This window comes from Streptomyces sp. CB02009 (assembly GCF_001905825.1).
Classification (GTDB): domain Bacteria; phylum Actinomycetota; class Actinomycetes; order Streptomycetales; family Streptomycetaceae; genus Streptomyces.
Window position 1 is genome coordinate 606,275 of record NZ_LIVV01000004.1, and the last position, 12,390, is coordinate 618,664.

Genomic DNA, 12,390 nt, shown 5'->3' on the forward strand with positions numbered 1-12,390 from the left:
ACGCCCGCACGGCCCACGAACTGGCGGCGTGAGGCCGGGGGGCTACTTCCCCTCGGCGAGGGTGTGGGCCACGAGCGCGTTCGCGTGCCCGTGGCCCAGCCCGTGCTCGGCCTTCAGCCAGGAGACGAGCTCCATGTGCTTGGTGAGCGGCGAGGAACGGATGAGCTCCTGCCACTCGGAGATCGGCCGGCCGTACTTCTTCTCGATGGAGGGGAAGTAGCTGGCGGGTCCTTTGACGACGTTCTCGGCCATGGGGAGTCTCCGAAGTGGCGGTAGCGGACGGGCGGGGCGGTAGACGTGGGTGCGGGGGGCGGGGGCGGGCAACGACATCCACGCGCCGCCCTCTCCGCACCCACGCCTATGAAGACCCCCACCCCACCGAAAACTCATCGGCTCCGCAGAATCAATCCCGCCGAATGTGCTCGGGGTCGATGTGCCGCCGCACCATGGGCACGGAGGCGAGCGCGGCGACGAGCAGGACGCCCAGGGCGCAGGCGAGCAGCAGGGGCAACCCCTCCCAGTCCCAGTGCACGGCGCCGCCCCCGGTGATCAGATAGCTCGACTCGGCAAGCCACCCGGCAACGACGGCACCCCCCAGCCCCACGGCAAGCGGCAGCAACACCTGCAGGACCTGCACCCCCCGCAACGTCCCGGCCCGAGCCCCCAGCAGCGCCAACGCGGTCACCTGAGCCCGCCGTTCCATGGCCCGATCGGCCACGGACACGACGAACGCGGCCACCCCGATGACCAGCCCGAGCACCATCCCGACGGCCAGCAGACTGCGAATGACGGTGAGCTGGGCGAGCGAGTCGATGACGATCCCGACGGGCTCGACGGGCGAGGTGGGCGCGACGGCCCCGATGCCGTCGAGAACGGAGCGGACGGTGGCGGGGTCGGAGTCGCTGACGAGGGTGAGGGTGCCGGCGGAATCGGCGAGAGGGAAGGAGGGACGATCAGAGTGCCTGAGTCGAAGACGGATAGGCCCCAGGGACGCACACGAACCTGCTCGCGAGGAATAGTGAAAACGCCTCGCTGGCCGTTCTTCAGCACGAAGGGGTAGTGCTCTCCGGCCCTCGGGTCGTATCTGAGTGGCGTGCGTTGGTCCCGAAGCGACATGACCTTGTTGTCCACGCATCCCGTGGCCCGTTCCGTTGATACGGCGAGCTGCGCGCAGGTGGCGACTACAAGGTCGGCATGGCGTACGTCGGTGCCGTCCAGTGGATCCCACGAGCTGTACGAGATCACCTGCGTTCGTACACCCGGCACGCCGGCGAGCGCCTTTCGCTGCGCTGGCTCGAGCTGATCCAGCCGGATGTTGTACTCCTGAAGAGGAGCAGTCGGCCGACTGACCTGGTCCATTTCAATGAGCACACCCTGGGTCAGAGAGGCACCAAACACCAGCAGCACCAGCCCGGTGACGACTCTCAGGGAGGACCCTGGGTCGACCTCGGTCCGCCGCATCGCCAACACCACTGGGAGTGACTTCGTTGCGCCGGCCAGTCGCCGCGCCAACCACGCTGTGATGGGTGCCAACCCGAAAACGAGCCCGGCACCGGTCAACAACACGGCGCCGGGTACCAAGAGAGAACTGGCCGATCCTCCGGATGGGTCCCGCCCCGCGATGCTGAGCACGCAGTACCCACCGATGATGCCCAGTCCTGGCACCAACAGGAGCGTCCCGAACTTTCTCGGAGGCTTGCGGTCCGCTGTTCGTCGCACGCTGATGGGGGACATGGCGGCTCGCCGTGCGCTGAACTGCCCCACGAGCCATGCGAGTGCCGGGCATCCGAACAGACACATGGCAAGCGTCGCCCCGGCGGGCCGACCATCGGACGGATACCAGTGCAAGCCCGGCAGCCCGACCCGAGCCATGATCTCGTTGACGCCGAGATACCCCAGGACCCCGATTACGGCCCCGACCGATGCGGCGGCGACGCTCTCCCCGGCATTGACCCGCAGCGTGTCTTTCATGCTGAGTCCGACGAGCCGGAGGGCGGCGAGTCGTCGCGCGCGCGATTCTCCGGACAGCCGGGCGCAGATAGAGAGAAAGATGACGAGCGGGAGCAGAACGATGCAGCCGAGGGTGAAACGCAGGATGTTCAGGGTCGATGGTTCGACGATCTGTCGCCAGGATCGTCCGATACCGAATCCACCCAGTTCCTCTGATTCGGTCAGCTCGGCTGGGGTGGTTCCAACGTAGGCGTACAGGTCGTTGCTATCGCCCAGTCCCTCAGGTGCGATGATGCCTGTCACCCGGCCCGGAATTAGGCCCGCTGTGCGTGGATTGTCAGCCAGGATTTCACCTAGCTTCGGCGAAACGATCGCCTCACCGGCACTGGGAAGTTCGTCGATTCCCGGGGGTACGTGAGTTGGCCCAGGAGCTGTTCGTGCGACAAAGACCCTGTGGAGTGGCTGCGACCCGTACGGCTCACGCAGTTCCTGGTAGAGGACGTTGCTTGTGCCTGGTCGCGGTTCACGAGCAGCCGTTCGCGCGTCGTGAGCGGCGAGGATCGCCGGAATGGTGAGGACTGCGGCAAGGCATGCCACTCCGAGTGCTGAGCCCAGTGCCATCAGAAGGAAGCGGGCCCGCCCCCGACGCCCGCTTCCCCATAACAGGCGCAGTCCGAGGGCGAAGGCATTCACACCGCCACCCGCTGGGCCAGAACACCATCCGACATCGTGTACCGCGTATCGGCCCGTGCGGCGACGTCGGCATCGTGCGTGACGATGACGACAGCCGTTTTCTGTCTGCGCGCCAGTTGAAGGAACTCCTCCAGCACAGCTGCCGCGTTGGCACTGTCGAGCGCGCCGGTCGGTTCGTCCGCGAACACTACGTCAGGCCGGTGGACCAGCGCGCGTGCGACGGCAACGCGTTGACTCTGGCCACCTGACAGTTTCGAGGTCCTACGACGCAGCAGATCGCCCATGCCGAGGCGGCCCAGTACCTGGGCAGCCATCGCATGGGCATGTGTCTTGCTGATTCCGGCAAGCCGGAGGGGGAGTGCCGCGTTCTCCTCGACGGTCAGCTCCGGAAGCAGCTCCCCGTACTGAAAGACGAACCCGAGACGGGTGCGGCGCAGGGCGCTGAGCTCACCGTCGGGGAGGCTTGCGAGCGGGATTCCATCGAAGGTCACGGTGCCATTGGTCGGTGGCAGAACACCCGCAAGGCAATAGAGCAGCGACGATTTTCCCGATCCGCTGCTGCCCATGATGGCGGCCACCTCGCCGCGCTTGAGCATGAAATCCGCTCTACTGACGGCCTGCTCAGTGCCGTAGAAGAGATCCACGCCGTCGGCGCGGAGGATGGTTTCCATCGTGGTGCGCTCCATGGGGATGGGGGGCCGCATCGTCAGCGGCCCCCGGAACCGTTACCTACCTCCGCGAGAACAGTCGCTCCCGTGAGCAGTAGTCAGGTCGCAAGGAGCCGCGGTCGAGGCAAACCTGCATGCGCACTTCCTTGGTCTTCAGAACGGCGCCGTCGGTGTAGACCTTGTCGACCTTCATGTCCCCCCTCTGGATACCCTTCAGATCACCCCACGGGTACTCCTCGACTTTCACGCGGAGGTAGACGTTGTGCCCGTCGTTGTCGTTCTCGTCCCGCAGTTCGCCCTTCACGTGAAGGCCGCTCGGCACCCTGGTCGTGGGTTGCCAGGCGTACGTGCCGACGAACGCGACACCTGGCGTCCGCATGACGAGTCCGTGTTCAGAGCTCGCCACCGCCACCCCCATCCCCCCGAAGAACAGCCCCGCGGCCACCACCGCCGTAGCGAACTTCCTCATCGATAACCCCTGTTTGGTCGTGCCGACTGGTCATCACAGAAAGTATCGACATCACTACAGACCGGTAGCCGCAGTAACGTCCCTCCCTCCCATCACCCCCCGATCCGGTGAATCCGGGCCGTCCCGCAGACCGCGGAGCCCCTCCGGCCCCTCCTCGTTTGAGTGATCACCCCCGGTGCACCTCCGTGAAGGCACGCCTCAGCAGCCCCGTCTGCCCCCGCCCCGAACGACGCCGAAGGCCCCCCGCTGCGAACAGCGCGGAGCCTTCGGCATCGTGCCAGGTGCGTCCCGACATACCGGCATACCGACGTCCCGACGTCCCCACGTCCCGACCGCACCCCCGAGCCCGCACGCAGCCCGAGGCATCACCCGGTCCGGACTAGTGGCCGGCGCCCGTCCCCTCCGCATGTTCCACCAGGACATCCGCGACATCCGCCGCCAGCAGGAACGGCAGGTGTCGGTTCACCTGGTCCTCGTGGTCGCGGTAGCGGGCGAAGGGCAGCAGGGACGCCAGCAGGGCCCACTGGTACTCGGCTTCGCCGAACGGCCAGTTCTTCTGTTCGCAGCCCTTGAGGATGGCGCGCAGTTTCGCGATACACAGCAGCACCCGCCGCACGTCCGGGTCCGCGTCCTCCGGGATGGCCGGCTCCCACATGGCCGTGCCGCGCAGCGACCCGACGAACCAGGTGCGCACCTGCTGGAGTTGCTCCTGGTCCCAGGAGAACGTCCGTGACCACAGGGCGGATTCCAGGCGGGCGAAGTCCTTGCAGATGTGCCCCTGGTGGGTGGTCTCGAAATCGATGACGTAGAGGTCGGGGCGCCTGCCGTCCGGTCCGCTGGCCAGGACGTTCTCGCCGTGGAGGTCGCCGTGGCAGATGCAGGTCAGGTAGGAGGCGGTGGTGACGCCGTACTGGCGGTCGTACAGGAGCCTCTCGAAGAGGTCCTCGGTCCCGGGGTCCCGTCTGCCGGTCTCCGCCATGTGGGCGACCAGCCACAGCGGGTTCGTGACGGACTTGTAGGCGGGGTCGGCGGCGAAGGGGCTGGAGCCGAGCGCGGAGTTGTCCAGCAGGTACTCCAGCGTCCGGTGCTGCCAGGGCAGTCCGCCCTCGATGCCGAAGATCTCGGCGACCTCGGGCAGCCGGAAGTGCTCCAGCTCGGATTCCACGTTCTTGCCCGGCGCGTAGCTGGTCAGCTCGAAGGCGACCGGGCGCAGGGCCGGATACTCCCCCCGCAGGTCGCCGATGGTCCGCTGGGCCTGGCTCAGCCACGGGCCGAGCGCGTCCATGAAGACTTCCTCGATGACGGGCTGCAGCGCGTCCGGGTCCGCGGTGCGCACCCAGTCCCTGAGCGTCTTCGGTTCGTCGCGGTGCCGGAAGACGTAGGAGGTGAAGATGCCCTGGTAGAGATCACCGTTGCTGCTGTTGGCGATGGTGGTGCTGCCCACGACACACTTGCTGGCCCGGTACACCGGGCGCAGGTACGCCTCCGCGAACCGGTCGAAGTTCTCCTTCTCCCTCCGCACCTTGGCCACTTCGTCGATCTTGAGTACGCCGACCGGGCCGAAGCTGTCGAGGGCGAGGAAGGTCGGCACGGGCCGTCCGGCGAACAGTGCGCCCTGGACCATGGTTCCCTGCGGGCCGGGCGCGAGTTCGGCGGCTATGCCCTGGAGCAGTCGGTTCGAGACCTGGACGGACGCGTCCTGGTCGCCCATGGACAGGAAGCCGGTGGCCGCGGCGGAGCCGGACTCCCAGGGGTTCCTCGCGACCCGCACCATGCGGATCGTGGCCAGCATGTCCCGGCCGGCCTTGCGCCAGAAGGCGAGCGCCTCCCGGCGTTCCTCCTGGGTCCCGGTGTCGCCGTAGAAGCCGGTGGCGGAGTAGAGCAGGTCGAGCAGCCGGTCCAGCTGGTCGGCCTTCCAGCCGGACAGTTTGAGCAGGGTGAGGGCGACGCTGCTGCGGTGCCGGTTCTCCTCGGTCCAGCGGTTGAGGACCCGGACCGCCCAGTACTCGGCGTAGATGTGCCGGTCGGCGAATCTGGGGTCCTGGATGAGCTCGTTGAACCGCAGTTCCTTGGGAGCGGTCGGGTCGGGGCCGCCCACGAGGAGGTGGATGCCGATGGCGTGCCGCAGCCAGCCGTAGACGTACGGGACGCGGTTGAGCTCGGGGTCGCGCAGCTCGCCGAGCGCGAGCAGGACCGCCGTCTCGGTGACGTCCAGCAGCTGTTCGCGCTTGGCCTCGTGGTAGCGGTAGGAGATCTGGATGAGCTGGAGGTAGCCGAGGATGTCGGCGAGGGTCTGGTAGCCGCTGGAGTGCCAGTGGTTCTCCACGGCGTAGTTCCAGAGCGCGCTGGCCAGCCAGTGCCGGCGCAGGACCCGGACGTCGACCACGGTGTCGCCCTTGGCGTACGACAGCATCTCTGAACGGCAGGTGCTGCGTGCGTCCTTGGCCCGCTGGTGCAGTGCCTGGGCGTCGTCGCCGGGCACGGATGCGTGGGCGAGGAGTGCGGGGAGCTCGTGCAGGTCCTCTTCGAGGACCGGGAGGAGCGACTCGGACGATACGGGGGCGTGCTTGCCGAACAGTTCGGTGATGCGTGCCCCCAGCTCCGCCACCAGCCGCCGGACCGTGTCGTCGTCGGGTGAGCCGGACCGCCAGTCGCCGAGGAGCGTGTCCCAGTCCCGGGTCGGGTTCATGTGCGAGGGGAAGCGGGCGGCCGCGGCGGTGGCGGTGGCTCCGGCTGTGGCTCCGGCGGTGGCCGTCTCGCCGCCGGTGGCCACCGAGACCGCGACGCCGCCTCCGGCCGCCACGGCGTCCACCGCCGCTGCCGCCGCGGTCGCGGCCGTCCCTTCGGACGCCGGGGCGACCGCGGTGGCGGCGGCAGCGGCGGAGACCGCCACGACGGGGCCGTCCGCGGTGCCCGTGCCCGTGGCCTGCTGAGGAAGCAGGCCGGCGGAGGCAGGACCGGAAACGGCTCCCGGTCCCGGCACGGGTCCCGGCACCGCGCCGGGCACGGGTCCCGGCACGGCTCCCGGAGCCGCCGCGGAGGCGTGCGCAGGAGGGCCGAGCAGTTCGAGCCGCTCCCGGCAGTGCTCGATCGTCGGCGTGTACCTGCCGTCGTCGTTCCGCTCGGACTCCAGGAGGTGGACGGCGAGCTCGAGCAGTTCGCGCGCCCGTTCGATATTCGTTTGCATGTAGAAATCGGCGACGGTCGAAGCGCCGTTCGCGATGCGGTACCCGGGGATGTACGGGTAGCCGTTCGCGAGTTGTTCCCGGGTCTTGAGCAGACCCTCGCGCGCCTTGCGCAGACGCATCTCCCGTGACGGATCCGCATGGATCGCGTCGTCCAGCGCCCGCTCCAGTAAGTCCGCCGAATGCCTGAGAATGTCCTGGGTCACGCCACCAGTCACTGAGCCCCCTCGAGTGTGCCGTACGCAGGGCGTGTTGGTGCCGCAGGCGCCCTGGTCGCCACATCCCAGCAGAGCAGGGGGGCCACCGCCATCGGTTCGGACAAAGACGTAGAAAAGGTCAGCTCGCGGGGTGGAGGTCCTCGCGCTGGCGCCGGTCGCCGAACAGGAAGGCGGACTGCGGCAGGACCACGTGGGCGCCGGCCCGGCCGAGCGCTATCTCCCGGCGGGTGGCGCGGATGACCCCCGTCTCCGTTTGCTCGTTCGCGAGGGCGATCAGCGCGGAACGTAGCTCCTCGGCCTCGGGCCGGTCGGCCAGGAGGTCGTACACATCGAGGAACCGAAGCTGCCGGTACGACTCCCCGGCCACCTTCATGGGGCCGTCGATGACGCGCCGGACGTGCTCGAAGGCCACGGCCTCGGCAAGGCCCACCAGCTCCTCGTGCCCGACCTCTCCCAGCTCCTCGACGAGCTCGCGCCGCAGGCACTCGGTCGCCGGCTCCCGGCCGTCCCCGCGGTGCAGCCAGCGCGCGAACGCGAGGACCCGGCCGCCGGAGAGGAAGCCCCGCAGATCGAGCCGCATCACGGCCCGGCCGCGCTGCTCGGGTTCGAAGCCCAGCTTCTCCAGGGAGGACCTGGCCGTCTCGCGGTACTTCACCACTCCACCCGGCGGTCCGAAGGCGCCGGGGCGGGAGGGCGTGGCGAACAGGACGAACCCGTCCTCCTCGTGCACCCGCAGCAGCACGGCCACCGACACCCGCGTGCGGCGCCCCGGCGCGAGAAGCACCAGCAGCAGCCTCAGGTGCCGCCGGTTCTGCCAGAGGGTCCGGCCCACGAAGGTGAGCAGGGCAAGAACGAGCCCACCGACGATCTTCTCGACCACTGGGTCCCCCTCCACGTGGTGTGTGCGTGCCAATGTACCGACGCCGCGCACCCGCAGTACGGGAAACGTCGAAGGGCCCCACCGTGAACGGTGGGGCCCTTCAACGAATTGCCCGGTGAGAGCAATGGCGGAGGATACGAGATTCGAACTCGTGAGGGGTTGCCCCCAACACGCTTTCCAAGCGTGCGCCCTAGGCCTCTAGGCGAATCCTCCGCCGCGAACATTACATGACCGAAGAGGGTGCTCGCGAACTCGATCCTGGTGGGGGGTGGTGAGGCACTCGGCGAGGTGCCGGGCCGGGGTGTCCGGCAGGTGTCCGGCCGGGTTTCCTGCCGGGTTCCTGCCGCCGGTCCTTCCGCCGGTCCGCCGGGCGCTCGTCCTGCCGCCGGTCCGGCCGCCCCTCCCGAGCCGTCCCCCGTGGCTCTCCCGTGGCGGCTCCTGCAGGGGTCAGGGGGGCGGGGCTTCGGGGGGTTCGTCATCGGGTACTCTGGGCGGAGCCCCTCACGCGGTGCTATCTGACTGAACTCCCCCAGGGCCGGAAGGCAGCAAGGGTAGGTCGGCTCTGGCAGGTGCGTGGGGGGCGCTTGCGTTCCCGTACGCGTGCGTTCCTTCACCGGCCGTTCTCGTCCCTGCGCGAGGTGTTCCGGTACGGGGGTGGGAGCCGGGCATGTGCGGCCCGGCGGCCTTGACGGTGGCGGTTTTTCCCGGGTTGTCGGTGGGCGCCTATAACCTCGTACATGTGTCGTCTCTCGCGCTCTACCGCCGCTATCGCCCCGAGTCCTTCGCCGAGGTCATCGGGCAGGAGCATGTCACCGACCCGTTGCAGCAGGCTCTGCGGAACAACCGGGTCAATCACGCGTACCTGTTCAGCGGGCCCCGCGGCTGTGGCAAGACGACCAGTGCGCGCATCCTCGCGCGCTGTCTGAACTGCGAGCAGGGGCCCACGCCCACGCCCTGCGGGGAGTGCCAGTCCTGCCGCGACCTCGCGCGGAACGGGCCGGGGTCGATCGACGTCATCGAGATCGACGCCGCCTCGCACGGTGGTGTGGACGACGCCCGTGACCTGCGGGAGAAGGCCTTCTTCGGGCCCGCGTCCAGCCGGTACAAGATCTACATCATCGACGAGGCCCACATGGTCACCCCGGCGGGCTTCAACGCCCTGCTGAAGGTGGTCGAGGAGCCGCCGGAGCACCTCAAGTTCATCTTCGCCACGACCGAGCCCGAGAAGGTGATCGGGACGATCCGGTCCCGGACCCACCACTACCCCTTCCGGCTCGTCCCGCCCGGCACCCTGCGGGAGTACCTGCGCGACGTCTGCGGGCGGGAGGGCATCCCCGTCGACGACGGCGTGCTGCCGCTCGTCGTGCGCGCCGGCGCCGGATCCGTGCGTGACTCGATGTCCGTCATGGACCAGCTCCTCGCCGGAGCCGCCGACGACGGTGTGACGTACGGCATGGCGACCTCCCTGCTCGGCTACACGGACGGCTCGCTGCTCGACGCGGTCGTGGAGGCCTTCGCCGCCGGTGACGGCGCCGCCGCGTTCGAGGTCGTCGACACGGTCATCGAGGGCGGCAACGACCCGCGCCGCTTCGTCGCCGACCTCCTGGAGCGGCTGCGCGACCTGGTGATCCTCGCCGCGGTGCCCGACGCCGCCGAGAAGGGGCTCATCGACGCCCCGGCCGACGTGATCGAGCGCATGCAGGCGCAGGCGTCCGTGTTCGGCGCCGCCGAGCTCAGCCGGGCCGCCGACCTGGTCAACACCGGTCTGACCGAGATGCGGGGCGCCACCTCGCCCCGGCTCCAGCTGGAGCTGATCTGCGCGCGCGTGCTGCTGCCCGCCGCCTTCGACGACGAGCGCTCCCTGCAGGCGCGCCTCGACCGGCTGGAGCGCGGTGCGGCGAACGGGCCCGCGCCCGTGTTCACGCCCGGACCGCCGGCGCCCGCCATGGGGTACGTCCCCGGGCCCGACGCCCATACGCCGATGGCCCCGCCCCCGCCGGCCCCCATGCCCGTGCAGGCTCCGCCGCAGGCCGCGCCCGCGCCCGAGCCGGTGCACGCACCCCCGCCGGCGCCCGAGCCGGTCCACGCGCAGCCCTCCGCCCCCCGTCCGGGGGCCTGGCCCGGTGCCGCCGCCCCCGGCGGCGGCGCGCCGGGCGCCTGGCCCGGCGCCTCCGCGCCGGCCCCGGCCGCCCCCGCTCCCGTCCAGGCGCAGTCCGCGCCGCAGGCCCCCGCGCCCGTTCCCGCCGCCTCCGGCGGCGGCGGCGGTGACACCGCCCAGGTGCGCAACCTCTGGCCGCAGATCCTCGACGCCGTGAAGAACCGGCGCCGCTTCACCTGGATCCTGCTCAGCCAGAACGCGCAGGTGGCGGGCTTCGACGGCACGACCCTCCAGCTCGGCTTCCTCAACGCAGGAGCCCGCGACAACTTCGCGAGCAGCGGCAGCGAGGAGGTGCTGAAGCAGGCCCTCGCCGAGCAGTTCCACGTGAACTGGAAGGTCGAGGCGATCATCGACCCCTCGGGCGGCGCCTCGCCGCCGCCCGCCGCGACCGGCTTCGGCGGTTCGGGCGGAACGGGAGGCTTCGGCCGCCCGCAGGCGTCCGCCCCCGCTCCCGCGCCGTCCTTCCAGCAGGCTCCGCCGCCCGCCCCCGCGCAGTCGCAGACACAGTCCGCGCCCGCGCCCGCCCCGGCGCCCTCCTCCTTCCAGCAGGCCCCGCCGCCCGCCTCCGCGCCCGCGTACACGCCCCCCGCGCCGCAGCCCGTGGCGCCCGAGGACGACGTGCCGGAGGAGGACGATCCGGACCTCGTCGACTCCGCCCTCTCCGGCCACGACCTGATCGTGCGCGAGCTCGGAGCCACGGTTGTGGAGGAATACACGAACGAGTAGGGGCGTCTCGTTCAGTGGCCCGCACAAGGGGCATCCCGGTCGTCGGGCTACCCTGACTGGCGTGAAGGTCCTCGTCATCGGCGGCGGCGCCCGCGAACACGCCCTGTGCCGCTCTCTCTCCCTCGATCCCGACGTCACCGCTCTGCACTGCGCGCCCGGCAACGCCGGAATCGCGGAGGTCGCCGAGCTGCACCCCGTCGACCAGCTGGACGGCGACGCCGTCGCGCGCCTCGCCACCGAGCTCGGCGCCGGCCTGGTCGTCGTCGGCCCGGAGGCTCCGCTCGTCGCCGGTGTCGCCGACGCCGTCCGCGCGGCCGGCATCCCCGTCTTCGGCCCGTCGCGGGAAGCGGCGGAGCTGGAGGGCTCCAAGGCGTTCGCCAAGGACGTCATGGCCGGCGCCGGGGTGCCCACCGCCCGCAGCTACGTCTGCACGACCCCGGAGGAGATCGACGAGGCGCTCGACGCCTTCGGCGCTCCGTACGTGGTCAAGGACGACGGCCTCGCCGCAGGCAAGGGCGTCGTCGTCACCGGCGACCTCGCTCAGGCGCGGGCCCACGCGCTCGCGTGCGACCGGGTGGTCATCGAGGAGTTCCTCGACGGCCCCGAGGTCTCCCTCTTCGCCATCACCGACGGCACCACCGTCCTCCCGCTCCAGCCCGCGCAGGACTTCAAGCGCGCGCTGGACGACGACGAGGGCCCGAACACCGGCGGCATGGGCGCCTACTCGCCGCTGCCCTGGGCGGACCCGAAGCTGGTCGAGGAGGTCCTCGCGACCGTCCTCCAGCCGACGGTCGACGAGCTGCGCCGCCGCGGCACGCCGTTCTCCGGCCTGCTGTACGCGGGTCTGGCGATCACCGGCCGCGGTGTCCGGGTCATCGAGTTCAACGCCCGCTTCGGCGACCCCGAGACCCAGGTCGTGCTCGCCCGGCTGCGCACCCCGCTGGCCGGCGTCCTGCTGAACGCGGCCAACGGCACCCTGGACGACCAGGCCCCGCTGAGCTGGAGCGACGAGGCCGCGGTCACCGTGGTCATCGCCTCGCACAACTACCCGGAGACCCCCCGCACGGGCGACCCGATCGAGGGCCTCGACGAGGTCGCGGAGAAGGACGCCCCGCTCGCGTACGTGCTGCACGCCGGGACGAAGCGGGACGGCGACGCGGTCGTCAGCGCGGGCGGCCGCGTCCTTTCGGTCACCGCGACCGGAACGGACCTGGCGCAGGCCCGCGAGCGTGCCTACGCGGCGGTCGGCCGTATCCGCCTTGACGGCTCCCAGCACCGCACGGACATCGCGCGCAAGGCCGCAGAGGCCTGACGGGACCGCCGGTTTCTCGCGCGGCCGTGCGGTGGATCGTACGGCCGCGCGAAATCCATCACCTTTGCCCAAAGCCATACCTTCGAGTGACGACTGAGCCATCCGGATGACTCCCGCCGAAGCCCCAACTA

General features: G+C 70.3%; 9 protein-coding genes, 1 tRNA gene and 1 other RNA gene. 4 read left to right on the forward strand and 7 right to left on the reverse strand.

The window, feature by feature from the left end; all coding sequences use genetic code 11:
- Window positions 1–42: 42 nt before the first annotated feature.
- Together AMK27_RS19115 and AMK27_RS44360 are read right to left on the reverse strand one after the other, a co-directional pair.
- A complete protein-coding gene (locus AMK27_RS19115; RefSeq protein WP_073909122.1) occupies window positions 43–252 on the reverse strand; it encodes a DUF4287 domain-containing protein in 210 nt (69 codons plus the stop codon).
- A 151-nt stretch (window positions 253–403) separates the two neighbouring features.
- A complete protein-coding gene (locus tag AMK27_RS44360; protein WP_338014321.1) occupies window positions 404–763 on the reverse strand; it encodes an FtsX-like permease family protein in 360 nt (119 codons plus the stop codon).
- A gap of 1,079 nt (window positions 764–1,842) precedes the next feature.
- On the opposite strand from AMK27_RS44360, the gene AMK27_RS44570 reads away from it, so the two are divergent.
- Window positions 1,843–2,166: a hypothetical protein gene (locus tag AMK27_RS44570; protein ID WP_445194858.1), complete on the forward strand. Its 324-nt coding sequence runs from the start codon at window positions 1,843–1,845 to the stop codon at window positions 2,164–2,166.
- Between the two features lie 473 nt (window positions 2,167–2,639).
- On the opposite strand, the gene AMK27_RS19125 is transcribed toward AMK27_RS44570, so the two are convergent.
- The 5 genes from AMK27_RS19125 to AMK27_RS19145 all read right to left on the reverse strand — a co-directional run bounded on the left by AMK27_RS19125 (window position 2,640) and on the right by AMK27_RS19145 (window position 8,276).
- Entirely contained in the window at window positions 2,640–3,314 is a 675-nt protein-coding gene (locus tag AMK27_RS19125) for an ABC transporter ATP-binding protein (protein ID WP_073909619.1), read from the reverse strand.
- Window positions 3,315–3,372: 58 nt separating this feature from the next.
- On the reverse strand, window positions 3,373–3,780 hold the full coding sequence (locus AMK27_RS19130) for a hypothetical protein (protein ID WP_073909125.1): 408 nt from the start codon (window positions 3,778–3,780) through the stop codon (window positions 3,373–3,375).
- A 379-nt stretch (window positions 3,781–4,159) separates the two neighbouring features.
- Window positions 4,160–7,171, reverse strand: a complete 3,012-nt coding sequence (locus AMK27_RS19135; protein ID WP_143204865.1) for a phosphotransferase — start codon at window positions 7,169–7,171, stop codon at window positions 4,160–4,162.
- Window positions 7,172–7,301: 130 nt separating this feature from the next.
- Window positions 7,302–8,063 carry an SMODS-associated NUDIX domain-containing protein gene (locus AMK27_RS19140; protein ID WP_073909131.1) on the reverse strand — a complete coding sequence of 254 codons (762 nt, stop codon included), beginning with the start codon at window positions 8,061–8,063 and terminating at the stop codon, window positions 7,302–7,304.
- 125 nt (window positions 8,064–8,188) lie between these two features.
- Window positions 8,189–8,276: transfer RNA gene (locus AMK27_RS19145), tRNA-Ser, on the reverse strand.
- Window positions 8,277–8,555: 279 nt separating this feature from the next.
- Here AMK27_RS19145 and ffs point away from each other — a divergent pair.
- From ffs to purD, 3 genes are all read left to right on the forward strand, one after another.
- An RNA gene (gene ffs / locus AMK27_RS19150) (signal recognition particle sRNA small type) lies at window positions 8,556–8,654 on the forward strand.
- A gap of 148 nt (window positions 8,655–8,802) precedes the next feature.
- Window positions 8,803–10,947: a DNA polymerase III subunit gamma and tau gene (locus AMK27_RS19155; RefSeq protein WP_073909134.1), complete on the forward strand. Its 2,145-nt coding sequence runs from the start codon at window positions 8,803–8,805 to the stop codon at window positions 10,945–10,947.
- A gap of 61 nt (window positions 10,948–11,008) precedes the next feature.
- On the forward strand, window positions 11,009–12,259 hold the full coding sequence (gene purD, locus AMK27_RS19160; RefSeq protein ID WP_073909139.1) for a phosphoribosylamine--glycine ligase: 1,251 nt from the start codon (window positions 11,009–11,011) through the stop codon (window positions 12,257–12,259).
- Window positions 12,260–12,390 lie beyond the last annotated feature (131 nt).

Coding starts and splice junctions, on each gene's coding strand:
- AMK27_RS19115 (WP_073909122.1), bottom strand. CDS start 252: ATGGCCGAGAACGTCGTCAAAGGACCCGCCAGCTACTTCCCCTCCATC.
- AMK27_RS44360 (WP_338014321.1), bottom strand. CDS start 763: ATGGTGCTCGGGCTGGTCATCGGGGTGGCCGCGTTCGTCGTGTCCGTG.
- AMK27_RS19125 (WP_073909619.1), bottom strand. CDS start 3,314: ATGGAAACCATCCTCCGCGCCGACGGCGTGGATCTCTTCTACGGCACT.
- AMK27_RS19130 (WP_073909125.1), bottom strand. CDS start 3,780: ATGAGGAAGTTCGCTACGGCGGTGGTGGCCGCGGGGCTGTTCTTCGGG.